The 26,316-nt window shown below is 70.3% G+C and carries 21 protein-coding genes and 3 pseudogenes; 11 read left to right on the forward strand and 13 right to left on the reverse strand.

The genetic code is table 11. The features are described from left to right. Positions 1-25: 25 nt before the first annotated feature. Both N8I87_RS23040 and N8I87_RS23045 read left to right on the forward strand, forming a co-directional pair. Positions 26-673, forward strand: a complete 648-nt coding sequence (locus N8I87_RS23040) for a TetR/AcrR family transcriptional regulator (RefSeq protein WP_263211313.1) — start codon at positions 26-28, stop codon at positions 671-673. Positions 674-753: 80 nt separating this feature from the next. After that, positions 754-2,003: pseudogene (locus N8I87_RS23045) on the forward strand (IS701 family transposase). 284 nt (positions 2,004-2,287) lie between these two features. On the opposite strand, the pseudogene N8I87_RS23050 reads toward N8I87_RS23045, so the two are convergent. The 3 genes and pseudogenes from N8I87_RS23050 to N8I87_RS23060 form a co-directional block, all read right to left on the reverse strand. Then, positions 2,288-2,890, reverse strand: a pseudogene (locus N8I87_RS23050) (DUF6716 putative glycosyltransferase); the annotation flags it as partial. Positions 2,891-2,999: 109 nt separating this feature from the next. Continuing rightward, positions 3,000-3,854, reverse strand: coding sequence for a MaoC family dehydratase (locus N8I87_RS23055; protein WP_263211315.1), 855 nt, complete (start codon positions 3,852-3,854; stop codon positions 3,000-3,002). Beyond that, positions 3,854-5,154, reverse strand: a pseudogene (locus N8I87_RS23060) (3-oxoacyl-ACP reductase). Before N8I87_RS23060 ends, N8I87_RS23055 begins: the two are co-directional and overlap by 1 nt. Positions 5,155-5,527: 373 nt before the next feature. Between N8I87_RS23060 and N8I87_RS23065 the strand changes: the two are divergent. From N8I87_RS23065 to N8I87_RS23075, 3 genes are all read left to right on the forward strand, one after another. Then, on the forward strand, positions 5,528-7,405 hold the full coding sequence (locus N8I87_RS23065) for an AMP-dependent synthetase/ligase (RefSeq protein ID WP_263216610.1): 1,878 nt from the start codon (positions 5,528-5,530) through the stop codon (positions 7,403-7,405). A gap of 139 nt (positions 7,406-7,544) precedes the next feature. After that, the gene (locus tag N8I87_RS23070; protein WP_263211317.1) at positions 7,545-8,597 is read left to right on the forward strand and encodes a DUF1259 domain-containing protein; all 1,053 of its coding nucleotides are present in this window, start codon (positions 7,545-7,547) and stop codon (positions 8,595-8,597) included. Next, a complete protein-coding gene (locus N8I87_RS23075; protein ID WP_263211319.1) occupies positions 8,597-9,808 on the forward strand; it encodes a cytochrome P450 in 1,212 nt (403 codons plus the stop codon). Before N8I87_RS23070 ends, N8I87_RS23075 begins: the two co-directional genes overlap by 1 nt. Before the next feature lie 57 nt (positions 9,809-9,865). Here the strand turns inward: N8I87_RS23075 and N8I87_RS23080 are convergent, their stop codons facing one another. Next, positions 9,866-10,762, reverse strand: coding sequence for a LysR family transcriptional regulator (locus tag N8I87_RS23080; RefSeq protein WP_263211321.1), 897 nt, complete (start codon positions 10,760-10,762; stop codon positions 9,866-9,868). A 158-nt stretch (positions 10,763-10,920) separates the two neighbouring features. Here N8I87_RS23080 and N8I87_RS23085 point away from each other — a divergent pair, with 158 nt between their 5' ends. Together N8I87_RS23085 and kstD are read left to right on the forward strand one after the other, a co-directional pair. After that, a complete protein-coding gene (locus tag N8I87_RS23085; protein ID WP_263211323.1) occupies positions 10,921-11,466 on the forward strand; it encodes a DUF6817 domain-containing protein in 546 nt (181 codons plus the stop codon). 66 nt (positions 11,467-11,532) lie between these two features. Next, entirely contained in the window at positions 11,533-13,302 is a 1,770-nt protein-coding gene (gene kstD, locus N8I87_RS23090) for a 3-oxosteroid 1-dehydrogenase (RefSeq protein WP_263211325.1), read from the forward strand. An 18-nt stretch (positions 13,303-13,320) separates the two neighbouring features. On the opposite strand, the gene N8I87_RS23095 is transcribed toward kstD, so the two are convergent. From N8I87_RS23095 to N8I87_RS23105, 3 genes are read right to left on the reverse strand one after another with little or no spacing between them, the layout of a single operon-like run. Continuing rightward, complete coding sequence (locus N8I87_RS23095; protein ID WP_263211327.1) at positions 13,321-13,968, reverse strand: class I SAM-dependent methyltransferase; 648 nt, start codon at positions 13,966-13,968, stop codon at positions 13,321-13,323. 46 nt (positions 13,969-14,014) lie between these two features. After that, complete coding sequence (locus tag N8I87_RS23100; RefSeq protein WP_263211329.1) at positions 14,015-14,329, reverse strand: AzlD domain-containing protein; 315 nt, start codon at positions 14,327-14,329, stop codon at positions 14,015-14,017. Continuing rightward, positions 14,326-15,012, reverse strand: coding sequence for an AzlC family ABC transporter permease (locus N8I87_RS23105; RefSeq protein ID WP_263211330.1), 687 nt, complete (start codon positions 15,010-15,012; stop codon positions 14,326-14,328). The genes N8I87_RS23100 and N8I87_RS23105 overlap by 4 nt, the downstream gene beginning before the upstream one ends. 68 nt (positions 15,013-15,080) lie before the next feature. On the opposite strand from N8I87_RS23105, the gene N8I87_RS23110 reads away from it, so the two are divergent. Further along, positions 15,081-15,644: a helix-turn-helix domain-containing protein gene (locus N8I87_RS23110; RefSeq protein ID WP_263211332.1), complete on the forward strand. Its 564-nt coding sequence runs from the start codon at positions 15,081-15,083 to the stop codon at positions 15,642-15,644. Between the two features lie 91 nt (positions 15,645-15,735). Here N8I87_RS23110 and N8I87_RS23115 read toward each other — a convergent pair whose 3' ends face one another. Beyond that, positions 15,736-15,939 (reverse strand): cold-shock protein, encoded by a 204-nt coding sequence (locus tag N8I87_RS23115; RefSeq protein WP_004984723.1) that lies wholly within the window; start codon positions 15,937-15,939, stop codon positions 15,736-15,738. Between the two features lie 289 nt (positions 15,940-16,228). Here N8I87_RS23115 and N8I87_RS23120 point away from each other — a divergent pair, with 289 nt between their 5' ends. After that, positions 16,229-17,077, forward strand: coding sequence for a menaquinone biosynthetic enzyme MqnA/MqnD family protein (locus tag N8I87_RS23120; protein WP_263211344.1), 849 nt, complete (start codon positions 16,229-16,231; stop codon positions 17,075-17,077). A 71-nt stretch (positions 17,078-17,148) separates the two neighbouring features. Continuing rightward, the gene (locus tag N8I87_RS23125; protein WP_263211346.1) at positions 17,149-18,960 is read left to right on the forward strand and encodes a serine/threonine-protein kinase; all 1,812 of its coding nucleotides are present in this window, start codon (positions 17,149-17,151) and stop codon (positions 18,958-18,960) included. On the opposite strand, the gene N8I87_RS23130 is transcribed toward N8I87_RS23125, so the two are convergent. From N8I87_RS23130 to N8I87_RS23145, 4 genes are all read right to left on the reverse strand, one after another. After that, positions 18,953-19,201, reverse strand: a complete 249-nt coding sequence (locus N8I87_RS23130) for a hypothetical protein (protein WP_263211348.1) — start codon at positions 19,199-19,201, stop codon at positions 18,953-18,955. The two genes, N8I87_RS23125 and N8I87_RS23130, sit on opposite strands and share 8 nt — an antisense overlap. 151 nt (positions 19,202-19,352) lie before the next feature. Further along, positions 19,353-22,571, reverse strand: coding sequence for an FtsK/SpoIIIE domain-containing protein (locus tag N8I87_RS23135; RefSeq protein WP_263211349.1), 3,219 nt, complete (start codon positions 22,569-22,571; stop codon positions 19,353-19,355). Between the two features lie 31 nt (positions 22,572-22,602). Further along, entirely contained in the window at positions 22,603-22,824 is a 222-nt protein-coding gene (locus N8I87_RS23140; RefSeq protein WP_263211351.1) for a hypothetical protein, read from the reverse strand. Continuing rightward, positions 22,821-23,129 (reverse strand): hypothetical protein, encoded by a 309-nt coding sequence (locus N8I87_RS23145; RefSeq protein ID WP_263211353.1) that lies wholly within the window; start codon positions 23,127-23,129, stop codon positions 22,821-22,823. The genes N8I87_RS23140 and N8I87_RS23145 overlap by 4 nt, the downstream gene beginning before the upstream one ends. A 737-nt stretch (positions 23,130-23,866) precedes the next feature. Between N8I87_RS23145 and N8I87_RS23150 the strand changes: the two genes are divergently transcribed. Then, positions 23,867-24,250 carry a hypothetical protein gene (locus N8I87_RS23150; RefSeq protein ID WP_263211355.1) on the forward strand — a complete coding sequence of 128 codons (384 nt, stop codon included), beginning with the start codon at positions 23,867-23,869 and terminating at the stop codon, positions 24,248-24,250. Positions 24,251-24,313: 63 nt separating this feature from the next. Here N8I87_RS23150 and N8I87_RS23155 read toward each other — a convergent pair whose 3' ends face one another. Then, positions 24,314-26,269 (reverse strand): hypothetical protein, encoded by a 1,956-nt coding sequence (locus tag N8I87_RS23155; RefSeq protein ID WP_263211357.1) that lies wholly within the window; start codon positions 26,267-26,269, stop codon positions 24,314-24,316. Positions 26,270-26,316: the final 47 nt, after the last annotated feature.

The raw sequence follows: 26,316 nt of genomic DNA on the forward strand, positions 1-26,316 counted from the left end.
CGGGGGCCCAACTAGGCTTGCCCTCATGGGTGCCGTGAAGACCAAGCGGATGCCGCGGGCGGTCCGGGAGCAGCAGATGCTCGACGCCGCCGTACGGACCTTCGGCCAGCGGGGGTACATGGCCGCGTCGATGGACGAGATCGCCGAACTGGCGGGCGTGTCCAAGCCGTTGGTGTATCTGTATCTGAATTCCAAGGAAGACCTGTTCACGGCGTGCATACGCCGTGAGGGCAAGGCGCTGACGCAGGCGGTGCGGGACGGCGTCCGGTCGGGGCTGCCCGCCGACCGCCAACTCTGGGACGGGCTCCAGGCGTTCTTCGCCCACACCGCCGAACACCCCCACGGCTGGTCGATCCTGCACCTCCAGGCCCGCACCCACGGCGAGCCCTTCGCCGCCGAGATCGCCGCGATGCGCGAGGAGCTCGTCGCGTTCGTCACCCATCTCATCGTCGTCGCCGCCCGTGCCGCCCACCGGGATCCTGACCTGCCCGAGCGCGAGGTGGCAGGCCTTGCCGAGGCCCTGGTCGGCGCCGCCGAGTCCCTCGCCGCCTGGGCCAACGCCACCCCCGGTGTCACGGCCCGGCAGGCCGCGGCGACCCTCATGAACTTCGCGTGGGCGGGGCTCGGCAACCTGATGGAGGGCCGGCCCTGGTCCCCGCCCGGCACCGCCTAGTAGGGCTTGGTCATCTTCACTCCTGAGTGGCGTGTCTGTTGCCTCGTGGGTGGCGTTGTCGTGGTGTGACACCTGAGGAGATGACCGAGGCCCGGGGGGACCTGGAGGCGTTCGCGGCGGAGTTGTTCGACGGGTTCTTCCGTGCGGACCAGCGGCGGTGGGGACAGGCGTATGTGCGAGGGCTGCTGCTGGACGGGCGGCGTAAGTCGGTGGAGCCGATGGCAGCCCGCCTCGGCGAGGACGGCAACCGGCAGGCGCTGGCGCACTTCATCACCTCCAGCCCGTGGGATCCGGCGCATGTGCGGGCCCGGCTGGCCTGGAGGATGCACGAGGCGATCGGTCCGGAGGCGCTGATCGTTGACGACACCGGCTTCCTCAAGGACGGGGACGCGTCTGCGTGTGTGTCGCGGCAGTACACCGGCACCGCGGGCAAGGTCACCAACTGCCAGGTGGGAGTGTCGCTGCACCTGGCCCGTGAGCAGGCCTCGGCCGCAGTGAACTGGCGGCTGTTCGTGCCCGCTTCATGGGATCCGGCCTCTGGACAGGCGGATGCGGCCAAGGTCGCCCGCCGCGGCCGTTGCGGCATCCCCGCCCAGGTGGGGCATGTGGAGAAGTGGCAGCTGGCCCTGGACATGATCGACGAAACCCGGTCGTGGGGCGTCGATGTCCCCTTGGTCGTGGCGGATGCCGGATACGGCGATGCCGCCGCCTTCCGTCTGGGGCTGGAGGAACGCAGCCTGCCCTATGCGGTCGGGATCTCCTGCCGCCACACCGCCCATCCGGCCGACGCCCGGCCCGTCCAGCCCCCCTACGCGGGCACCGGTTACCACCGAAAGCGCAGTACCCCGACCCTGCGCAGACGGTGAAAGACCTGGTCATCGCGGCCGGCCGGGCGGCTGCACGGCCGGTTTCCTGGCGGGTAGGCTCCCGGCCGGGCACGGGCCGAAACGGCTTCAAGCGCATGTACTCGCGGTTCGTCGCCCTCAGGGTCCGGCCCGCCGGACGGGGCCTACGCAAGACCACGGACGCTCCCGAGCTGCCTGAACGCTGGCTGCTGGCCGAATGGCCCGCCACCGAGAGCGAGCCGGTGCAGTTCTGGCTGTCCAGCCTGCCCTCCGGCATGCCACTGGCCACCCTGGTGCGGCTGACCAAGCTGCGCTGGCGCATCGAGCACGACTACCGGGAGATGAAACAGGCCCTGGGACTTGCCCACTTCGAAGGCCGCACCTGGGGCGGCTGGCACCACCATGTCACCCTCGTCTCCGCCGCCCATGCCTTCTGCACCCTCAGGCGCATGGCTCGCGCCCCAAAAGACACAGCGGCGGTCTGAGTCTCTACCAGATCGTCCGTGAACTGCAGACACTCCTCGCCCTCTGGACCGGCGCCTGCCCCACCTGCCGCCGCGACATACCCGCACCGATAGCAAGATGACCAAGCCCTACTAGTGCTGTGGCCGGAAAGGTTTGCCGGGAAGCTCGCGGCGTCCGGTGCGGTGCATCGCAAGGCGGAGCATCATCCGCGTACTGGATGTACTCGGGTGATGCGACAACGCGGCGAGGTGCCGTGCCGGGCGTCGCGAGCCGGTGAACCTTTCCGGCCACAGCAGTAGCTGCCCTACGCCGCTTCCCACCGCCGCAGCGCCGGTGCCACCCGCCGGCGCCCCACCCGGTACAGCCTCTTCGCGCCGCCGCGCACAACCCTCCGTACGGCCGTCCGCACACGCCCCGAACCGCCCGCTCCCGCCCCGCCCGGCAGCGGACGGCCCCGCTCGTCGAAGCCGTGCCGTTCCAGGACACCGGTGAGATGGATCCCGGCACGCTGGGGCGTGTAGTACGGCCGCAGGGGCGGCAGCGGGCCCGCCGCGCGCAGGTCCGCGACCCGAGCGGCGGCGTACGGGTCGGTCTTGCCGATGCCCTGCGCGGCCGCCCATTCGGCGTGCGGGACGGGCAGCGCCCCGGCGTCCAGGTCGTCCCAGGAGGCGAGGCAGCCGGAGTGGAGGAAGTAGTGGTTGCCGTGTTTCCCCAAGCTCTCAACTCCGTTCGAGCAGGGGAGACCCCGACCGCGGACGCCGAAGTCGGTGAGGATGGCGGTGGGTATCCCGCGGTGCATCGATTCCAGGGCCGCCGTGGAGCTGACCGTGACCAGCAGGTCGGTGCGGTCGAGGACCTCGCCCATGTTGCCGTAGACCAGCTGGAGGTTGGCGGGGGCGGGCTCGGCAAACATGGGAAGACCGGCACATTCCGCTGAGCGGGCCGTGAGGCCGTCCGGGTTGCCGGGTTGTGCCCGGCCGCCACCGGTGACCGGTCATCCGCTGTTCGCCCCCTGTTCACGCGGTGAGCGGGCGCACCTCGCCGGTCACATGGAGGTGCCGCCCGTCGCCGTCGCGCAGCTCGAAGCCGCCCGTGTCGTCCGCCGCGTACCGCACGGTGCCCGGCAGCAGCACCGGGGCGCGGAACTCCGCCCGCACCCGCACCGCCCGGGGCGTGCCGTGCGCGGCGAGGCAGCGGGCCACCGTCCACATGCCGTGCGCGATGGCCCGGGGGAAGCCGAAGAGCCGGGCGGTGAGCGGGTGGAGATGGATGGGGTTGCGGTCGCCGGACGCGGCCCCGTACCGCCGTCCGACGTCCTGCGCGATCCGCCACTCCGCGACGGCGGGCAGCGGCCCCCGCTCGCGGCCGGTCTGCCGGGGTGTGCCGGAGCCGGTCCGGTGCCGGGCGAGATAGGTGCTCCGCGACTCCCATACGACCTCGCCGCCGCCGCGCACCTCGGTGACGACGGCCGCCTCCGTCCCGCGCCGGTGCGGCGCCAACCCGTCGATGTGCGCGGAGAGTTCGTACTCCCCGGTGGCCGCAAGCCCCGAGCGCCGGGTGATCTCTATCGACGTGTGGACCAGGCCGAGCAGCGGCAGGGGGAAGTCCCGGCCGCTCATCAGTCGCATGGCCAGCGGAAAGCCGAGGACGTGCGGATAGGTCACCGGGAGTGCGTCGTCGCCGGTGGCGAAGCCGCACACCCGCTCGTAGGCGGCCAGCCGGGCCAGGTCGACGCGTACGCCGGGCAGCACCAGCCGGGTGTGCGGGAAGCGGGCGTCGGGCCGGGGCCGCTTGAACGGCGAGCGCAGGGCGCCCCGGGCGAGCAGGGGCGCGAGGGCGGGGGAGCCGGTGAGGACGACGGCGGTGGACATCAGGCCCCCAGCAGGCTCTGGCCGCAGACCCGTACGACCTGCCCGTTCACCGCGCCGGAGGCGGGGTGGGCGAGCCAAGCGGTGGTCTCGGCGACGTCGACGGGCAGCCCGCCCTGGGCGAGGGAGTTCATCCGGCGTCCCGCCTCCCGGACGAGCAGCGGTATCGCGGCGGTCATCCGTGTCTCGATGAAGCCGGGCGCGACCCGTTGACGGTCACCTCGTGCCGGGCCGCCGCCCGTGGCGCGAGGGACCGCACCAGCCCGACGACCCCGGCCTTGCTCGCGCCGTAGTTCGTCTGCCCCGCGTTGCCGGCGAGCCCGGCGATGGAGGCCGTGGCCACGATCCGTCCGCCGGGCCGCAGGGCGCCGCTCGCGAGCAGTGCGTCGGTCGTACGGAGCACGCTCCCGAGATTGACCTCCAGCACCGAACTCCACCGCTCGGCGGGCATGTTGACCAGCCGTCGGTCCCGGGTGACCCCCGCGTTGTGCACCAGCACGTCCAGCCCGTCGGGCAGCGCGGCCGCGATCCGCTCACCGGCGTCGGCCGCGGTGATGTCGAGGGCGAGGGCGGTGCCGCCGAGCCGCTCGGCGACCCGGCGCGCGTCGGCTTCGGCGGCGGGCACGTCGAGTACGACGACCTGGGCCCCGTTTCCGGCCAGCGTCTGGGCGACGGCCTCGCCGATCCCGCGGGCGGCGCCTGTGACCAGTGCGGTGCGCCCGGCGAGCGGCCGGTCCGGGTCGGAGGGCTCGGTGACCGCACCCTCGCCGACCTCGATCACCTGGCCGCTGACGTAGGCGGACCCGGGGGAGAGCAGGAAGCGCACGGTGGACTCGGCGGCGGCCGCGTCGGTGAGCCGGACGAGGTTGACGGTGCGGCCGCGCCCGATCTCCTTGCCGAGGGAGCGGGTGAATCCCTCCAGGGCCTGCTGGGCGGCGGCCTGGTGGTGGTCGGTGGGGTCGAGCGGGGCGCCGAGGACCAGCACACGGCCGCTTCCGGCGATGGACCGGACGACCGGGTGGAGGGCCAAGTGCACCTCGGCGAGCGTGTCGAGGTCCCGTACACCGGTGGCGTCGAGGACGACGGCTGCGGGGTCGTCGCTGCCCGGGGCGAGTCCCGTGCGGGCCAGGACGGGCGCGAGGCCGAGGTCGGACTTTCCCGCGGTGAGATGCAGCAAAGGGCCGGTCAGGGAAGGGGTTCGGCCCGACCGGCGGCTGAGCCGCTCGGGTTGCGGGAGTCCGAGCCGGCGGGCCAGGAAGCGGCCGGGCGCGGTGCCGGTGAAGCTGAGGTAGCGGTCGGCCATGTCTCCAACTCCCGCAAGACCGGGTCGGATTTGCTTACTCTGGAGTAAGGTTACCGGAGGTAAGTCTATGTCATGCCCATCCCGTCAGGAACCTGAACCTCCCTCACGCGACCCACGAGATTGCACAGCCCCGTCCCCGGACCATTCCCGAAACCGCACAAGCCCGCCACAGAGGCCCCGTACGATCGCCTGCCTGACCAGCGGTAACCCCTGCTTGGAGGAACGGCCGCTGAACGCCTCGGTGCGCGAGGCACGTACGACATGCAGCAAGCAGTCCGCCGCTGCACGCCCGAGGAGCCGCCCCGTGTCCACTCCGTACCCGAACGCCCCCCTCTCCCTCGGCGCGACGGTCTCGGCGACCGACTACGACGGCGTGCCGGTCCTCGTGGCGCCCGAGACGCGCCGACTCGACGGAGCCGTACGCGAGGCCTCCGTACCGCCGTTCGCCCCGCCGGTGACGCACGGGTCGCTCGCGGACCTGCCGTTCGACAACGCCCAGGCGGAACCCGGAGCCGTGGTCCTCAGCCGCAGGACGGAGAGCGGCGACTGGCAGGACGTGACGGCGGTCCGGTTCGCCCAGGAGGTCCTGGCGGTGGCGAAGGGCCTGATCGCGGAGGGGCTGGTACCGGGCGACCGGATCGCCATCATGGCCAACACGACGTACGAGTGGACCCTGCTCGACTTCGCCGCATGGGCCGCCGGCCTCGTCACCGTCCCCGTCTACCCCACCTCGTCGGTCTTCCAGACCCGCTGGATCCTCCAGGACTCGAGCGCGGTGGCCCTCGTCACGGAGACCTCGGCGCAGGCCGCCGCCATCGGCCCCGAACTCGAACACCTCCCCGATCTGCGGCACATGTGGGTCATCGACAAGGGCCATGTGCACCGCCTGGCGGAGCTCGGCGCACCGGTCCCGGACGGCGAAGTCGGCGTACGACGCGGCATGTTGGTCCCCGACACGCTCGCCACCCTCATCTACACCTCCGGCACCACCGGCCGCCCCAAGGGCTGCGCCCTCTCGCACGGCAACTTCTTCGCCGAGGTGGACAACGCGATCGAGCTCCTCCACCCCATCTTCAAGGCGAAGTCCGGCGAGGAGGTGTCGGTCCTCCTCTTCCTGCCCATGTCCCATGTCTTCGGCCGCATGGTCGCCATCGCCTGCGTCCGGGCCGGGGTACGGCTCGGCCACGCGCCCAGCCTGAGGGCCGAGGACCTGCTCCCGGACCTCGCCGCCTTCAAGCCGACCTGCCTGCTGACCATCCCCTACATGCTGGAGAAGGTCTTCAACACCGCCCGCGCCAAGGCGGAGGCAGGCGGCCGCGCGTCGACCTTCGACCGGGCGGCGTCGGTGGCGCGGCGCTACGGCGAGGCGCTGGAGGCCCGGCAGACCGGCACCGGCAACGGCCCGAGCCGCTCCCTGAAGACCGCCCGCTCCTTCTACGACCCCCTGGTCTACCGCCGGATCCGCACCGCGATGGGCGGCCGGGTCAAGTACGCCATCTGCGGCGGCTCCCCGCTGGGCCGCCGGCTCGCCGCCTTCTACGCCGGCGCGGGCATCGAGATCTTCGAGGGCTACGGGCTGACGGAGACGACGGGCGCCTCGACCGTGACCCCGCCTCTGAAGCCCCGCCTGGGAACGGTGGGCTGGCCGCTGCCCGGCACCAGGGTGCGCATCGCGGCGGACGGCGAGATCCTCATCTCCGGCGACCATGTGCTGCGCGGCTACTGGGACCCTCAGGCGGGCGGGGTCGTCCCCGCGACCCGCGACGGCTGGCTGGCCACCGGCGACATCGGCGAGCTGGACGACGAGGGCTATCTGACCATCACCGGCCGCAAGAAGGAGCTGCTCATCACGGCGGGCGGCAAGTCGGTGGCACCCGCCCCGCTGGAAAACTGGCTTCGCTCCCACCCCCTGATCTCCCAGTGCATGCTCGTCGGCGACGCCCGCCCCTATGTCACCGCCCTGTTCACCCTCGACCTCGACGGCATCACCCACTGGCGCCAGATGAACGGCAAGCATCCCGTCCCGCCGGAACTCCTCGTGGACGACCCCGGGTTGAGGGCGTTGCTGCAACGGGCGGTGGACGAGGCGAACCGGCTGGTCTCCCGCCCCGAGTCGATCAGAAAGTTCGCGGTGCTCCCGGTCGACCTCACGGAGGAGGCGGGCCATCTGACCCCGTCGATGAAGCTGCGCCGGGGGGCGGTCATGCGCGACTTCTCGGCGCAGGTCGAGGAGCTGTACGGCGGGGCGTAGGGCCCCTGGCCCGTCCGGTCGTGTGCGGCGGGCTCATCCGACCGCTCCAGCCCGCTTAGCCCACCTGGGCCCATGTGCCGGTGCAGATCACGGGTCCGGGAGTTCTCCCGTGCTTCCATCGCGCCAGGAGGCATATGAGATGACTGACGACCGACAGCAGCATGCCGACCCCAGACCGACAGCGTCCCGGCGTCGCGTGCTGGCCACCGCCGCCCTCGCGCCCGTACTGACCGGAGTGATCGGGGCGATCGGGGCGGTCCCCCCCGCCCGCGCCGCGACCGCCGGCCCGGGGGCCGAGCCGGTCCACACCCCCGTCCCGCCGGTGATGACCGACCTCGCCGACTGGGCGGACGTGGGCGCGGCCCTCGGCGCACCGGGCGGCATGAAGCGGTTCATGTACCACACGCCCCTGCTGCGCCGGGACCTCCATGTGGTCTCCCGGGGCATCAGGGTCGCCCCCGCGCTCGCCCTGGGCACCCATGTGTCCTTCGTCCGGTACGCCGACGGCAGCTCGCTCCTCATGGGCGACGCGGTGGTCACCGAGCGCGAACTCCAGCCGTTCAGCGACGCCCTGCACGAGCACGGGATCGGGCAGACCGCGATCCACAAGCATCTGCTGGCCCAGCGGCCCGACGTCTGGTGGTGCCACCTCCACGCCCACAGCACCGACCCGGTGACCGTCGCCCGCGGTCTGCGTGCCGCCCTGGACCGCACCGCCACCCCGTTCCCGAAGACCAATGCCGCCTTCGCCGCGCCCCCCGTCATGCCCTTCGCCCCACCCTTCGACCTGGACACCGCGGCCATCGACGCCGCGCTCGGGGTGAAGGGCACCGCCGACAGCGGCGTCTACCAGAGCACGTTCGTCCGCAGGGAGACCATCACCGACGGCCATCTCCTCCTGCCCCCGGGCCTCGGCTCGACCACCTCGTTCAACTTCCAGTCGCTCGGCCACGGCCGGGCCGCGATCAGCGGCGACTTCGCCGTGATCGCCGACGAGGTCCAAGGCGTCCTCGCCGGGCTCCGGCGCGGGGGCGCCGACCTCGTCGAGCTCCACCACCACAACCTCACCGACCAGCCCCGCCTGTTCTTCGTCCACTACTGGGCCGTCGGCGACGCCGTGAACCTGGCGCGCCGCCTGCGTCCCGTCGTGGACGCCACCAATGTCGCGCCGATGAAGGGGACCGGTTCCTGATGAGCACCAGCGACGAGTCGATCACCTGCCCGTTCGACTACAGCGACGCCCTCGACTTCGATCCCGAGCTCGCGGCCATCATGGAACGCGACTCCCTCACCCGCATCCGGCTCCCGTACGGTGACGCCGGCGCCTGGCTGGTCACCGGCTTCCGCTCGGTCCAGCAGGTCTGCTCCGACCAGCGCTTCAGCCGGGCGCAGATCATGGGCCGCGACTATCCCCGGATGACACCGGAGCCCATCGTCTCCCCCGAGTCCATCAACGTCATGGACCCACCGCACAGCAGCCGCGTACGGCGCCTGGCGTCCCAGGCGTTCACCCAGCAGCAGGTCGACGGGATGCGGGAGCGGATCGTCCTGCTCGCGGACTCCCTGCTCGACGAGATGGCACAGCAGGGACCGCCGGCGGACCTGGTGCAGCATTTGTCGAACCCGTTCCCCCAGCACACGATCCTCCATCTGCTCGGGATCCCCCGCGACGAGTGGTCCCGGATGCGCGAGCAGGTCCACCGGCTCCTGGTCACCGGCGCGGACAACAGGGCGGCGGCGGCCAAGGTCAAGACCGATCTGACGGACTACTTCGGCGCCATGGTCGAGCAGCGCCGCCGCACCCCCGGCAACGACATCATCAGCTCGATGGCCGCCGCGCGGGAGGGCGAGGACCAGCTCAACGACAGGGAACTGGCCGTCATGACCCTGACCCTGGTGCTCAGCGGGCAGGACACGGCCACCTGCCAGATCAGCAACATCGTGTATCTGCTGCTGACCCGGCCCGAGCTGGCGGACTATCTGCGGCGGCGCCAGGACAACCTGACGGACGCGATCCACGAGATGCTCCGGTACATCCCGTTCCGCAAGGGGGTAGGCATCCCCCGGGTGGCGCTGGAGGACGTCGAGATGGACGGCGTGCGGATCCGGGCGGGCGAGTTCGTCCATGTGTCGTACCTGGCGGCCAACCGGGACCCGGTGCGCTATCCGGAACCCCATGTCATCGATCCCGACCTGCCAGGCCGCAACGCCCCCCATATGACCTTCGGCTGGGGCGGCCACCGGTGCATCGCCGTCCCCCTGGCGATGGCGGAGCTGGAGGTGGCGATCGGACGGCTGCTGGCACGCTTCCCCGAGCTGCGGCTGGCGGTGGCGCCGGAGGAGGTGCGCTGGGACACGGAGACGATCCGGCGGTTCCCCATCGAGCTGCCGGTGGCCTGGTGAGGTGAGGGCCGCGAGGGTTCGGGGCGCGGGGGTTCGGGCGTGCATCGCCCGGACCCCTCACGCCGCCTGGGCGCGAGCGCTCTCGACGACCGTGTCCGCGAATGCGCGGGCCGGTGGGCCGAGGGCGTCCCAGCGGCGTACCGCCCAGCCGACCGGCAGCGGGCGCAGACCGGGCAGCGGAATCAGCCGTAGCCGGCCGGAGCCGGGGACGGCGAGCCCCGGCAGGGCGGGGACGACCGCGCGTCCCACGCCGAGTTCCGCCAGCAGGAGGGCCGTGTCCCAGTCGGCGACGCTGGTGTCGTAGGCGAAGCGCACCCCCGACTCCGCGCACGCGGCCTCCAGATGGGCGGCGGACGCGGAGTTCGGCGGAAGCCGGATCGGGCGTACGTCCGTCAGCTCACCGGCGGCCAGGGACGAGCGTTCCGCCAGCGGATCGTCCGCCCGTACCGCCAGCACCCACGGGAGTTCCACCACCGCCCGCTGCTCGATCCCCCGCACCGGCGGCCCGAGGGTTATCCAGGCCAGGTCCAGCGTGCCGTCGGCCAGCGCGTCGAGGCTGCCGCGCCCCGAACTGACCGTACGGAACTCCAGGTTGACCTTCGGATGGCGACGGCGGAAGGTGACCACCGCTTCCGACATGAAGTGCCGTACGGTCGTCGCCCCGGTCGCCACGCGCACATACCCGCTGTGCCCGTCGACCAGATCCCGCAACTGCCGTACGGCGAGGTCGAGTCCGAAGATCCCCTCGGCGGCCGCGGCCTCGAGTATCCGTCCCGCCTGCGTGGGCACGACCCCGCGCGGCTGTCGCTCCAGCAGCGCCACCCTGGTCTCCCGCTCCAGGCGTTTGACGTGCTGGCTCACGGCCGACTGCGTACACCCGAGATCCCGGGCCACCGCGCTCAGGCTCCCGGCCCGGCACACGGCCACGAACACACGCAGGTCGTCGAGGGTCACAACATCCAAGCTAGCACTTGGAGTTGGTGACAAATCCCAAGGATTGACTGGAATACGGGGTGAGGACGAAGCTCTTCTCCGGGCCCAGGCGGCAACCCGCTCCTCCCCCGGGAAGAGGAGCGGGTGCCGACCCCCTCTTGCCGAACGGGAGACGGCGCATGGACGACCGGACGGTGGCGCAAGCACGGAAGTTTCTGGGGCAGTTGGGCGTCGGCACCGTCCCGCACCCGGGCGGCACCCTCCTCGCCCACCTCGACCGGGTACGGGAGCGACTGGCCGTCTGGGGTGCCCGCCCCGCCCTCCGGCTGGCCGGCCTGTGCCATGCCGCCTACGGCACCGACGGCTTTCCCTCCGCGCTGCTCCCGCTGGAGCGCCGCCCCGAACTCACGACGGTGATCGGCACCGAAGCCGAGGCGATCGTGTACTTCTACGCGAGCTGCGACCGCAAGGCCACCTATCCGACCCTCACGGACCACAACTCCCCCTTCCGGGACCGCTTCACGCACGGCACCCTGCGCCCCGCCCCCGGCCTGCTGCGGGACTTCGCCGAGCTCACCGCCGCCAACGAACTCGACCTCGCCCGCCGCGACCCCGCCTTCCGTGCGACGTACGGCCTCGATCTGCTCGCCCTCTTCACCCGCTGGCGCGCCCTGCTGAGCGAGCCGGCCCGGCAGGACTGCCTGGAGGTGCTGGCCGACGCGTAGCCCTTGACTTCACAAGACCTTCGCGCGACATTCCGGTCCCCCGAACCCGCCTCGGAGGGACCTGCCATGGCCGCCACACACACAGGCTCACCCACCCGGAGACAAGTGCTCGGCACCGCAACGGGCGCCGGGCTCGCCCTCGCGGTGGCCGGGGCCCAGCAGGGTGCGAGTGCGGCCGACTTACCGCTCCTCGGTACGTACGACGTCGTCGTCATCGGGGCCGGCGCGGCCGGGATGACCGCTGGGCTCACCGCCGCGAAACAGGGGCTGAGCTGTGTCGTCGTGGAGAAGGCGGCCACCTTCGGGGGGTCCGCCGCCCGCTCCGGCGCCGGGATCTGGATCCCCAACAACCCCGTTCTCCTGGCGGCCGGTGTGCCGGACACCCCGGCCAAGGCCGCCGCCTATCTCGCCGCCGTGGTGGGGGCGGACGTGCCCGCTTCGCGGCAGCAGGCGTTCCTCGCCCACGGGCCCGCCATGATCTCGTTCGTCATGGCCAACAGCCCGCTGCGGTTCCGGTGGATGGAGGGTTACAGCGACTACTACCCCGAGCTGCCGGGCGGCCTCCCGGGCGGGCGCTCGATCGAGCCGGACCAGCTCGACGGGAACGTCCTCGGCCCCGAACTCGCCCGTCTCAACCCGCCGTACCTGCAAGTGCCCGTCGGCATGGTGGTCTTCAGCGCCGACTACAAGTGGCTGGCCCTGGCCGCGGTGAGCGTGAAGGGGGCCGCCGTCGCCGCCGAGTGCCTGGCTCGCGGCACCAAGGCGGCCCTGCTCGGGCAGAAGCCGCTCACCATGGGGCAGTCGCTCGCCGCCGGACTGCGCAAAGGGCTGCTGGATGCCCAGGTGCCCCTCTGGCTGGACACCCCGCTCACGGACCTGTACACGGAGGGCGGGGCGGTGACGGGGGCCGTCGTCACCCGGGACGGGTCGCCGGGGCTCCTCCGGGCGCGGCGCGGGGTCGTGGTCGGGTCCGGCGGGTTCGAGCACAACGCCGCCATGCGGGCGCGGTACCAGCGGCAGCCCATCGGCACGGAGTGGACGGTCGGGGCCGAGGAGAACACGGGGGACGGGATCCGGGCGGGGGAGCGGGCCGGCGCCGCGCTCGGTCTGATGGACGACGCCTGGTGGGGACCGGCGATCCCGCTCCCCGGCCAGCCGTACTTCTGCCTGGCCGAACGCACCCTCCCCGGCGGCCTGATGGTCAATGCGGCGGGCCGCCGCTTCGTGAACGAGGCCGCCCCGTACAGCGACGTCGTCCACACCATGTACGACCGTGACCCCACCGACCCCGACATCCCGGCCTGGCTGATCGTCGACCAGAACTACCGCAACCGGTATCTGTTCCGGGACGTCGCCCCGGCCTTCGTCCTGCCCGACGACTGGTACGGCTCGGGCGCCGTCCACAAGGCCTGGAGCTGGGACACCCTCGCCTCGGCCGTCGGAATACCGGCAGGCGCCCTGAGGGCGACCGTCGACCGGTTCAACTCCCAGGCGCTGAACGGCAAGGACACCGACTTCCACCGGGGCGACAGTGCCTACGACCACTACTACACGGACCCGGTCGTCCTGCCCAACTCCTGTCTGGCGCCCCTGTGGCTGCCGCCGTACTACGCCTTCCGGATCGTGCCGGGCGACCTCGGCACCAAGGGCGGGCTGGTGACGGACGCACGGGCGCGGGTGCTGCGGGCCGACGGCTCGGTGATCCCGGGGCTGTACGCCGCCGGGAACGCCAGTTCCGCCGTGATGGGGCACAGCTACGCGGGCGCCGGGTCGACGATCGGCCCGGCCATGACGTTCGGGTACGTCGCGGCGCTGGACATCGCCGGGCGGCTGTAGCCAGGTCCTGGCCGTGTCCTATGCGGGCTTCCGCGCGATCAGGAACGCCTGTGGGGTCGACTCGCCGAGGTCCTCGTCCGCTTCGCGCACCGTGCGGGACAGCAGCGCGAAACCGGTGCCGACGAGCAGTTCCGCCACCCGCTCCGGGCGGCGTCGCTGGAAGTCCAGCGAGACCGGATGGCCCCACGGGTGGTCGTGGCGGCGCGGCGCGTCGCCGGCCTGGAAGCCGAGCAGGAGGTGGCCGCCCGGGGCGAGTACCCGGTGGAACTCGGTGAAGAGGGCGGGCAGCAGGTCCACGGGGGTGTGGATGGAGGAGTACCAGCTCATGACCCCCGTAAGGCCGCCGTCCGGCAGGTCCAGGTCCAGCATCGAGCCCTGGACGAAACGCAGGTGCGGGTTCTCGCGCCGGGCGATCGCGAGCATCGACTCCGACAGGTCGAGTCCGAAGACCGGCACGCCGAGGGCGGCGAGGCGCGCGGTGGTCCGGCCGGGACCGCAGCCGAGATCGGCCACCGTGCCGCCGGTGCCGACCAGTTCGGCGTACGCGCCGAGCACGGCCCGGTCCAGTGGCCTGGCGGCGAGGTCGTCCCGGAAGCGGTCGGCATAGTCGTCGGCGATGGCGTCGTAGAAGGTGCGGGTGGCGGTGAGGAAGTCGGCGTCGGTCATGGACGGGGACCGTAGCGAAGGGCACTGACACCGATGCCCGTCGCCCTCAGGCCACCCCTGCCGCCCGCAGCAGCGCCGCCGTGCCCGCCGCGCCGAGCACCACCACCGCGAACGGCGCCCGCCTCCACGCCAGTACCCCGCCCGTCAGGACGCCGGCCGGCCGCGCCCATCCCGCGAAACCCCCGGCCTCGGTCAGCGCGCCCGTCGCCAGCAGCGCGACGAGCAGGACGACCGCCCCGGCCGAGGCCAACTCCTGCACCCGCGCCGGGATCTGCACCCGCCCGTGCAGCACCGGGCCTACCAGCCGGAAGGCATAGGTGCCCACCGCCAGCGCCAGGACCGCGACCACCGTCGCGTTCATACGGCGGCCCGCTCACCGCGGCCGTGCAGGAACAGCCCGGCGAGTGCCAGCAGCACCGGTACCCCGGCCGGTACGTCGGGCGTCACCGCCAGGGCCACCGCCGCGCCGGGCAGCGCACAGCGTCGTACGGCCGCGTCCGCGCGCAGGGCGGGCAGCACCAGGGCCACGAGTACGGCGGGGAAGGCCGCGTCCAGGCCGTAGCGGGCGGTGTCGCCCAGCGCGCTCCCGGCGAGCGCCCCGATCAGCACCCCGGCGTTCCATGCGGCGAACAGGCCGAGCCCGGAGATCCAGAACGCCCTGCGGCGCCGTACCGGATCCGGTTGGGCGAGGGCGAAGGCGACCGTCTCGTCGGTGACCAGGTGCGCGCCCAGGAGCCGGGTGACCCGGCCCCGGCCGATGATCCCGGCGACCGCGAGGCTGAAGGCGGCCGTGCGGGTGTTGAGCAGCAGACCGGTGGCCGCCGCGGCCAGCGGGCCGCCCCCGGCGAGCAGCACGCCGACCGTACTGAACTGGGCCGAGCCCGCGTACACCACCAGCGACATCACCACCGGCACCCACACCGGGAGCCCGCCCGCGACGGAGACGGCACCGAACGACACGCCGACGATGCCACCGGCCAGCCAGACCAGCGCACTGTCACGGACCAGCGAGCCCGACTCGGGTGTTCGGAGAAGCGAACGCATGTTTTCTACAATGAACAATGGACACCCCGTCCGTCAAGGCGAACGATCGTACCGATGGAGCGAACGAGATGTCCGAGCCCCCCGCCCGGCTCCCGATGGAGTGGATCGCCGCGTCCCTCAAGCGCGAGCGCACCCGCACCGGGCTGTCCCTGTCCGAGCTGGCCAAGCGCGCCGGGATCGCGAAGTCCACGCTGTCCCAGCTGGAGGCGGCGAGCGGGAATCCGAGCATGGAGACTCTCTGGGCACTGGCGGTGGCCCTCGGGGTGCCCTTCAGCGCACTCGTCGAGCCGCCCGCGCCCGCCGTGCAGGTGATCCGGGCCGGCGCCGGACCCACGGTGCACTCCGAGCAGGCCGGCTATCTGGCCACGCTGCTGTCCGCGAGCCCGCCGGGCGCGCGCAGGGATATCTATTACGTCTGGCTGGAACCCGGGACCGTACGGGATTCCGAGCCGCACATTCCCGGGACCACCGAGCACATCGTGGTCAGTGCGGGAACGGTGAAGGCCGGACCGCGCGGCGAGGCGGTCGAACTGGGCCCCGGGGACTACATGTCGTACCGCGGGGACGTGCCACACGCCTACGAGGCACTCACGGCCGGAACGAAGTTCGTACTGATCATGCAGCACATGTGAACCGGAAATGAACGGAAAAGGCAGGAGCCCCGTCGCCTTGCGGCGCGGGGCTCCTTGGGTACTGCTCTCAGGTTCTGCGGTCAGGCAGAGATCAGACGGGGGTGACGTTCTCCGCCTGCGGACCCTTCGGGCCCTGCGTCACGTCAAAGCTCACCTGCTGGTTCTCCTCGAGGGAGCGGAAGCCGGTGGCGTTGATCGCGGAGTAGTGAACGAAGACGTCGGGGCCGCCGCCCTCCTGGGCGATGAAGCCAAAGCCCTTTTCGGCGTTGAACCACTTAACGGTTCCGGTAGCCATAAGCCCTCCTTGGGCTCACAAAGGGTTTGCCCTGCTCCAGAACCTGCAAGTGTGAAACAACGCCGCACAACTGCATATGTCTGAAAACGACGAGAGCCCGCGGTCACATGCTCCGCAGGCTCTGTACTGCAAGGGAAACCAAACTGCAACTTGCGGCGAGCCTAGCATGCGGGCAGCCGAAAGCAATAGAGGTCAAGATCACGTCACCCGGATGTTTGAAGATCCAGTGAGCCGGGTTGACTGTGGGGTCGGAGACAGCACCGTACCTCATGGGGTCTAGTCTCGCGATGTGGACAATTCTCGCACCCGGCCGCGCGTCGGTCACATCCAGTTCCTGAACTGCCTGCCCCTGTACTGGGGGCTCGCGAGAACCGGCACCCTCCTCGACTTCGAGCTGACCAAGGACACACCGGAGAAGCTCAGCGAGCAGCTGGTGCGGGGGGACCTCGACATCGGGCCCATCACCCTCGTCGAGTTCCTGCGCAACGCCGACGACCTGGTCGCCTTCCCCGACATCGCGGTCGGCTGCGACGGCCCGGTGATGTCCTGCGTGATCGTCTCGCAGGTCCCCCTGGACCGACTGGACGGCGCCCGTGTCGCCCTCGGCTCCACCTCCCGCACCTCCGTCCGCCTCGCCCAGCTGCTGCTCGCCGAGCGCTACGGCGTACGGCCCGACTACTACACCTGCCCGCCCGACCTCAGCCTGATGATGCAGGAGGCGGACGCGGCGGTGCTCATCGGCGACGCGGCGCTGCGGGCCAACCTCCTCGACGGTCCGCGCTACGGCCTGGCCGTGCACGACCTGGGCGCGCTGTGGAAGGAATGGACGGGCCTGCCGTTCGTCTTCGCGGTGTGGGCGGCCCGCCGGGACTATCTGGAGCGCGAACCGCTGATCACCCGTCAGGTGCACGAGGCGTTCCTGTCCTCCCGCAACCTCTCCCTGGAGGAGGTCGGCAAGGTCGCCGAGCAGGCGGCCCGCTGGGAGGCCTTCGACGAGCGGGTCCTGGAGCAGTACTTCACCACCCTCGACTTCCGCTTCGGGGATCCCCAACTCGCGGCGGTCGCGGAGTTCGCCCGCCGGGTGGGCCCGACCACGGGCTTCCCGGCGGATGTGAAGGTGGATCTGCTCCAGCCCTAATCACTACGCTGCTGGGCAGCCAGGCGCAGATCCTGCCGTACGACGACAGGACCCAGGGGGAGGGGGACGCCATGCAGCCGCTCGGAGCCGACGAACCGACCGTCGTCGGACCCTACCGGCTCCTCGGCCGGCTCGGTGCCGGCGGAATGGGGCGCGTGTACCTGGGGCGGAGCACGGGCGGCCGTACGGTCGCCGTGAAGATCGTGCATCCGCACTTCGCGCTCGACGAGGAGTTCCGCGCCCGCTTCCGGCGCGAGGTGGAGGCCGCGCGCCGGGTCGGCGGTGCCTGGACCGCACCGGTCCTGGACGCGGACCCGGAGGCCGCCGTGCCCTGGGTGGCCACCGCCTACGCGGCCGGCCCGTCCCTGGCGGCCGCCGTGACCGACGGCGGACCGCTGCCTGCCCACTCCGTACGGGTGCTGGGCGCGGGCCTCGCCGAGGCGCTGGCGGCGGTGCACGAACTGGGCCTGGTGCACCGGGACGTGAAGCCGTCCAACGTCCTGCTGACCCTGGACGGACCGCTGCTCATCGACTTCGGCATCGCCCGCGCCACGGACGGCACCGCGTCACTGACCTCGTCCGGCGTGTCGATCGGCTCGCCCGGCTACATGTCGCCCGAACAGATCCTGGGCAAGGGCGTCACCGGCGCGGCGGACGTCTTCTCCCTCGGCGCGGTCCTGGCCTACGCGGCGACCGGGGAGCCGCCCTTCCCCGGGGACTCCTCGGCCGCCCTGCTCTACAAGGTCGTCCACGAGCAGCCCGAACTCGGCTCACTCGGCGGCGACCTGCGGAAGGTGGCCGAGGCGTGCCTGACGAAGAACCCGGCCGCACGGCCGACCCCCGCGGACATCGCCCGACGCCTCGCTCCCGACGGGGCCGCGCGCCTGGTCGCGGGCGGGTGGCTGCCGGGGACACTGGTCGAACAGGTCAGCCGGAGCGCCGTACAACTGCTCAACCTGGAGACGACGGAGGCGGTGCCGTCCGGGCCGGTGGGGTTCAGCAGTCCGTCGGTGGGCGGGAATTCGGGGGCAGCCGTGTCGGCCGCGGTGGGGGAGTTCGGACCGGCGCCGGACATGTCGGTGCCGGCGTCCTCCGCCGTGGGGCCGCCGACTTTCGTGCCGGGGGAGGGGAACGCCGTACCGGGTGCCCCGACCGTCGTACCGGAGCCGAGGGACGGGGTGCCTGCCGGACAGGGACAGGGTGTCGGACAGGGACCGGGTGTCGGACAGGGACCGGGTGCCGAGCAGCGTCCGGGTGCCGAGCAGCGTCCGGGCAAGGTCTCCGTCTCCGTGGCGGCCGTCTCCACTCCGGGCGAGGGAGGCCGTGGGCGCCGGGTCAGCTGTACGGTGGCGCTCGCGGTCGCCGGGGCGCTGGCCGCGGTGACCGTGGGGCTGGGCTTCGTGATCCGCCCGATGCTCGGCGGCGACGAAGACTCCAGTGCCGGCAGCGGCCATGAGTACTCCCCGGCACCGAGCGCCGCATCCAGCACCGCGCCCAGCGACGCATCAAGTGACGCGGCCGGCGCGCCGACCGCCGTCCCTGCCCGCTACCTCGGCACCTGGGAGGGCCAGGGCACCGCGCTCGACGGCAACCTCCCCATCGGCACCTTCCGGCTCACGGTCCACCGGGCCGACGTCGGCGAGGAGTTGGGCCGCATGACACAGACGGACCAGCTGGGCGGCGTCTGCACCGACGTCCTCACCCTGAAGAAGGTGACGAAGACGCAACTCGTCGCAACGTCGGTGGGGGCCAAGAACAACCACGAGGGCTGCAACCCGGCTCCCCACTCGGTCGAGTTGACGCCGGTCGGGGACGACCTCAAGTACGCGTCGGACAGTTCGGCGGAGGGGAATCCGGTTTCGCGGATGTCGAAGGTCAAGTAGCGGGCGTCGTCCGTTCCTTGTGGCGTCGTGCGTGCGCGACGAGCACGGGAACGAGCAGCGCGGCCGCGACGACCGTGGCGCCGAGGCCCACCGCCCAGACGTACGGGTACTGCTCGTGCACCCAGCACGGCGCGCCCTCGGAGTAGCAGCCGTAGCCGCGTCTGCGGGGCTTGGGGCGCAAGGCTCCGGCGATCACGACGAGGGCCGGAAACGCGGCCGCCGCGCCGGGGAGCGAGAGCACGGCCAGAACCAGCCAGGGCCTCCTGGGCTCGCCCCAGGAGATGCGGGCCAGCGGCAGGATCGCGGCTGCCGCCCACGGCAGCAGGGCTCCCGTCGTGGCGGCGAAGCCGTATCCGCCGCCCTCTGCCGCCCCGGCCTCGCCGACCCCCCGCTCACCCGGGAATCACCACCGTCCGCAGCTCACCGTCGCCCAGGTGCAGCATGCCCTTTCCCGGTACCACCTGGCCGCCGACCATGCTCCGGGACAGCCGTACGCCGATCAGGTCCCCGCTCGACGACTCCTGCGGGGAGAGCAGGATGCCGCGGCGGGCCTTCTTGGCGTCGACCTGCCAGCCGGAGAAGCCGCTGCACACGTCCTCCTCGTCACCGGCGATGACGAGGGCGAGGCCGCGTTCGGCGCCGCGGGAGACGATCCGCTTCATATGGGACTCGGCGTCCAGGTCCTCGAGGATCTCGCCGTCGTCGACGAGGACGGTGATCGGCTCCTCCAGCGACGCCGAGTCGATGACCTCCTCGAAGTCGTCCTCGTCGATGTCGTCGCCGGTGAAGACCTTCAGCACGCCCTCCGTGCCGTCGAGCCCGCGTACCGGCGACTGACGCGGGGCCGCGACGACCAGCCGTGTGCCCTGCGAGAGATAGGACTGGGCGAAGTTCATCAGAACCGTCGAGCGGCCGGACTTCGCCGGGCCCGCGATGACGAACGACGGCACGCCGTCGGCCAGGTCCGGTCCGAAGCCGACGATCTCGTCGCCGCCGATGCCGGCCAGCGCCCACAGCCGCGAGCGGGAGGCCTCCGGGTCGCGCATCTCCCAGGCGTCGGCGAAGGAGATCCGGCTGGGCAGGCTGTCCACCCGGAAGGGACGCCGGGAGCGCGGCACGGACGCGTCTCGGGCCGTGGCGGCCTCACCGATCGCGCCGATCGCCGCCGCCTGGCCCTGCCCCGTGGTGTCCTCGGCGAGCAGCGCGAACTGCGTCTCCGTACCGGACTCGTTGCGGAAGGCACGGCCCGGCGGGATCTCCTCCGGCACCTTGCGGGCCGGGATGCCGAGCGTGGAGAAGTCGCTGCGGTCGGCTAGGCGCAGGCCGTACTTGTCCTCGGTGAGCGTGGCGACACGGCCGACGAGCAGCGTACGGTCACCGGTCAGCACCAGATGGATGCCGACGCTCGCACCCTCCCGCATCATCGTCGTCAGCTCGTCTGTCAGCGAGCCGTGATCGATCTCGCCGAGGGTGGGCACCCAGCCCTCCCAGCGGTCGAGGAGGACGACGATGTGCGGCAGCCGCTCGTCCTCGGGTGCCGCGGCCCGCTGCTCGCCGATGTCGGCGTAACCCTTCTCCGCCAACAGGTCCTGACGGCGGCCGAGTTCACCCTTGAGCCGGTTGACCAGGCGGATCACCCGCTCGGTCTGGTTACGGCCCACGACCGCGCCGCAGTGCGGCAGCCGGGTCAGCGCGTTCAGGGCGCCGTTGCCGCAGTCGATGCCGTAGAGGTGGACGTCGGCGCAGGAGTGGGTGCGGGCGATGGAGCCCGCGATCGTCCGCAGCACCTGCGAGCGGCCGCTGCGCGGCGCACCGCCGATCATCAGATGCCCGAAGGTCGCGAAGTCGACCACGACCGGGCGGTGCGCCTGGTCGGCCGGCAGGTCCTCCACGCCGTACGGCGCGGGCGGCAGCTTGCCCGGGGCGAGGGCCGCGACCGGGACCTCGACCTCGTCGAGCAGCAGCGTCTCGGCGAGGGCGAGCAGCCACGGGCTGTGCTGGGCCGGAATGCCGAGGCTGCCGTTGGCGTCGCGGACGGCGTCGACGAGCACCTTCAGGTCGGTGATCTCCTCATCCTGCGGTGCCTGAGCCTTCGGCTTGACCAGCGCGGCCCGGCCCAGGTCCGCCCAGGCCAGCTCGCCCACCCACGGGGCGAGGGCGGTGGGGTCGGCGGCACCGGGCCTGCGGCCACCGACCCGCCCCGACTGGAAGGGCACCAGGGACGCATGACCGAGGCGCACATACGCCCGGCCGGGCGTGTTCTTGGAGATGTGCCCGGCTTCCGGCGAGTCGATGACGTCGGACGACTCGCCGCCGTCCGTCACACGCAGGGCGATACGGAGGTTGGTGTTGGCACGGATCTCGGGCGAGACGACACCGCTGGGCCGCTGAGTGGCGAGCAGCAGATGGATGCCCAGCGAACGGCCCCGCTGGGCGATGTTGACCAGACCGGTCACGAAGTCGGGCAGATCGCGCACCATGGACGCGAACTCGTCGATGACGATGAGCAGTCGAGGAACGGGCGCGTGCGAGGGATCCCTGCGCACGAGATCCTGATAGTCCTCGATGTCCTTGGCGTCGGCGGCGGCCAGGATGTGCTCGCGCCGCTTCAGCTCGGCGCCCAGCGACTCCAGGGCGCGTTCGACGAGGTGCGCGTCGAGGTCGGTGACCATGCCGACGGTGTGCGGCAGCTTCACACAGTCCTTGAACGCCGAGCCGCCCTTGTAGTCGACGAGCACGAAGGTCATGTTCTCCGGCGTGTTGGCCACGGCCAGCGACGCCACGATGGTCTGCAGCAGCTCCGACTTGCCGGAACCCGTCGTACCGGCGATCAGACCGTGCGGCCCGTCCTTGCGCATGTCGATGCCGAACGGACCGTCGTACGACTCACCGATCACCGCGAGCGTGGACTGCCCGCCCATCCGCCACCGCGCGACGATGGCATCGCTGGTCGGCGGCTCCAACTGGAGCACGTCCAGCAGCCGGCCGGCACCCGGCAGGGCCGAGTCCTCGGTCTCCCCGCTGATGTCACGCAGGGCGGACAGCGACCGGGCGAGCCGCAGCGCCCATGCCGCGGACACGAAGTCGGGCCGCACGTCCTTGATGCCCTCCGCACCGGCCTCCTCGACGCGCAGCCGCAACTCCACCGTCTGCTCGCTCCGTTCGCCCTCGGGGCTGCTGGTGGCATGCCAGGCCTGGAAGGACGGGAAGCCCCCGGCGACCTGCTGCTGAGCCGCGGGCCGGCCGGCGTCGCTCTCGGCGTCGTACTCCCGGGCCTTGGGCTCGGCGACGACGAACGCCTGGCACTCACCCGGCAGGAACCGCTCCTCCGCGTCGAGGCAGATGGCGTACATCGCGACGGCCGGTCCCTCGCGCAGCAGCCGTACGGCACCCGGCAGCGAGCGCAGCCGCCGCGATCCGTCCCATACGACGACGATGTCCGGATCGCTGAAACCGGTCCCCTGACCGCGGTTCTGCTCGGCGGCCTTCTTGCGCGCGTCGAGGATCTGGGTCAGCTCGCCGATACGGGCTCCGACGGTCTCGGCGTCGGTGCCGATGAGGACGTTGACGTCCTGACCGCCGGCCGGGCGGGCGTGCGGCAGCCAGCGCACCCAGTCCCAGCTGCTCCGCGCGCTGTTCTCGCTACGCGGGCGGTGTCCAGTTCGTCACCGGCTGAACCGCGGGGCCGTACAGCATCTTGTCGTCCTTGATGCCGCGCAGCGGGTTGGCCTGGGCGCGGAGGTTCTCCGCGACCTGGACCATGTGCTTCACCTCGTCCCGGATCTCCTCAGGCTCGCCGGGCACGGGATCGGAGTCGGCAAGGGGATGCCAGTCGCGGGGGCGGGGCTTCGAGGATGTGCTCACTTGCTCTTCTCCCTCGCCTTCCGCCGCTCCTTGGCGAGTTGGGCATCCAGCCCCGTGAACCCGTCGATGGTGGACTTCACCAGTTGTCCTACCGTTTCGACGCTCTCCAGCATCTTGGTGCGGTAGTCGTCCCAGCCGTCAACGAAATCATCCATCTTGTCGGCGATTTTTCCCCTGCCCCAGTAGGGGCGCAGGTCGTCTTTCCGGTGGTTGAGGTTCTTGAGTTCCTTCTGGATGCTCTTCAGCCGGGTCTCCGACTCGACGAGGAGGTCCACGTTGACGATAAGGTCCGGGTCTTCTGCCATGACGGGTCGCTCAGTCCTCCAGCGCCAGACCTGAGCACTAGACAGCAGCGGCAGGCAAAGGACACATCATGATCAGCCCCCGTGAGGCAAAAGTTCCGTCAAGAGCGTTGACGTTACCGGTGAGGGCCGTGATTTTTCCAGGCGCAACTACCGTTGAAGGTGGGCCATTCCGGCATCAAACGGGGCGAAACTGGTGTGGGGTATTTGTGAGAGTGCTCAGCGCGTCCCGCGCGACGGATCCCGAAGCGTCGACGGTGGCGGTTGGGGTAGCCGCGGGTAGGGAGGGGGCGGCGATTCACGGATCAACCCCTGAGGGAGCGAGTGTTCTATCGACGAAGGTCAAGGAAGTTGCGCGACACCCCGACGGTCACTCAAATGGTGGACATACCCGGCAGGTTCCCGGTTCACTCTTGCGATGGCGTCACGAACTACCCTTCATTTGGTCAACTCACCCCTGCTCAGGGTTGTGCTCCCAAGGCCTCGTAGAGCACTCTCGACGATGTCAATGGGGTAGTTTTCCACGCCACTTACCGGTTAGTGCACAGAGGAAACTGACACGAGGGCCGCCGTGGCGAACTGTGTGGCGTGAACCGAGAGGTGACATATCAATGCGGTCGACGAGCGGGCGACATTCCAGGCGAATGATGCTGGGTCTGGTCGCCATCGGAGCATCGGCAGCCCTTACTGCGTGCAGTTCGTCATCCGGTGGGCCCACCAGTAAGGAGGCGGGTGCGCGGATGTCGAAGGATTCAACCTGGCTTCTGAACACAATGCGCACGTCGTTGAAGGCGCCGGAGCGGTACACCGTCACGGATGACGGCTCAACAGACCAAGAATGCGACAACGGTAAGCACAAACGGACGTTCGCCGCGCATATGAAAGTCCCGGCATCGCCGAATGCCCATACAGCGCTGATACTTGATGCGGGCAACGTCAGCGGGTTCCTAAGTCCGCGTGGATATGAACTGGACACCGAAGCAGGCAGGGTTCGGAAAAGCGACAACAAGTACGTCGAAGCGCTGTTCAACGAGAAGGCGCACACTCGCATCACCGTTACACTGACGGTATACGACGCGTCAACTCTCAGTTATACGTTGACGGGAACGACGGATTGCCTATGAGACACAGCAAGGTCGTAGGGTGTCCAGGCACTTACTTGCTTGGACATCCGACCTGCTTGACCTCTACTCCCCGTCCACTTCCTTAACGTACACGTCCGCATCCTGATTGCTCAGCTCACCAGCTGAAAGCACCTGCTTCGTGTGGAAGGGGACATCGCCTTCCCGCTGCTCGTTCGCCCAATCGTTGAAGGCTTCGAGCTGATGATCCTTCGAGAGCTCTTCGAAAGACTTGAGTTTTCCGTCCTCGCCCTTGAGGTCGTCGGGCAGGGGTGTGGTCTTCCAGCCGCCTTCCATGAGAGTCGTGGCCATCGTGTACCGGGCCTGAGCGACCATTTCGAAATTCTTCTCGTCGACCTTCTCGGTCCGCTCTGGTCCGGATTCAACGTATGCGCCGCCGCCGTACTCCTTGGCGGCGAACATACCGCCACGCCAGGCCAGGGTCCACACAGCGGAAAGCTCAGGCTCGCCTGTGAGCTCGGATCCGAGGATCGCAGCCTGCTTGAGGTGCTCCTTGAAAGCCTTCTCCGACTCGTCCATTTCGCCGCGAATCTTCATCTCGGCGTCATACTCGAGGCGTTGGGTGTTGCCGAACGCCTTGGCTGCCAGATCGTAGGTACGTGGATCCTGTTTCCCGGCTGCGATGGCGTCATGGTCGAATTTCGCCGTTCTGATGAGCACGTCGTGCTGGAGTTTGCCCATCGCCTCGTCGAAGGGGGCCGTCATCCCGTCGTCGTCGGAGAACGTCTTCATGAACCGGTACGTGTCTTGCGGGCTGAGATAGAAAGCCGGGTCGACGCCGAGTACGTCGTCATATTCGGTTGGTGAACCGAAGGAGGAGTCGCCACTGTTCTCATCGACATTGTGGCCGCCGATCAGCATCTCGGGCGCGTAGGACGCCGCGAGCCTTCCCATATCCTTTTTGAACAGGCCGTTGAATTCATGAGTCTCGGCGTGGCCTGCAGCGAGTATGGCATCGAAAGCGAATGTGCTTTCCCATGCATCGTGCTTGCCGGCATCAACATGCCAGTTGCCGTTCGCGTCCTCATGCCCGTGTACGCCGGAACCGACGTCGATGGCATGACCCAGAGCGGACTGTGCGTCGCTGTTCAGCTTGCTGTACTCCAGAAGCAGCTTCAGGTGCTCCTGGAGGTTGGGGTTCTTCTCATCGCCCATCTGCGCAACGGCGTCGAAGACGGCACGCTGGTCGTCGCCGAGCGCCTCCAGGTTGAGGGCGACCGTGTCGTCCGGCAGTCCCAGGATGCGTGCGTTCTCGCCGCCGCCGCTGAAATCCTGGTCCTTGTCCTTCGCGACCTGGTCGAGGACGTTGGCGCGGGTGGACTGGGTGAGAAAGGAGGAGGGAAAGTCGCCGTAACGCAACATGGCGCCGCGATCCCAACCCAGGGGAACCCCCTTGGGCACCGGCTGGAGGTACATCTTCTTGATCTTCTCGAAGCCCGGAGCCGGATAGTCCGTGCTGCAGGCCACACCCAAGGCGTGACTGTACGCCTTGAGGTCCTCGCCGGCCGTCGAGCTGCCTGTGCTTGCGAGCAGGCTGGGGAGGGTCTCTGCCTGGATAGGCGGGTTCAGGTTGGCGTAGAACGACGAGCAGTAGTCCGGATCGTCCTTGTGGGCGGCGAGTTTCAGAGCGAGGTCGTGGTACTCCTTCCCGGCCTTCTCGTCTCCGCTGGTGTTCTTGGAGAACTCGTCGGCCAGTTCCTTGCCCTCCTTGCGTGCCTCGGCGGCGCTGATGACCGGTTCGGGCACCTGGACCATATTCAGTCCGGGGTGCTCCCGCTCCAGTGCCGCTCCGAGAGCCTGGTGGCGGGTGAGGGTGGACAGTTGGTCGTCGAGCCAGGTGCAGATGCCCAGGATCTGTGTCAGGTCGCCGGTATCGATACCGAAGCGGTCGAATCGGGACTTGAGGGTCCCCGCGCTGTTGCGCAGGTCATCCTTGTCCCGCGTGTAGGACTTGATCATTCCCTGCATGGCCGTCGGATCTATTGCCGAAAACTCGCCCATTCTTTGCTTCCCCGTTTGCTTCTTTTTTCGAAGTCTTGTCGATGGCG

Origin of the sequence: Streptomyces sp. HUAS 15-9, assembly GCF_025642155.1 — a bacterium.
Classification (GTDB): domain Bacteria; phylum Actinomycetota; class Actinomycetes; order Streptomycetales; family Streptomycetaceae; genus Streptomyces.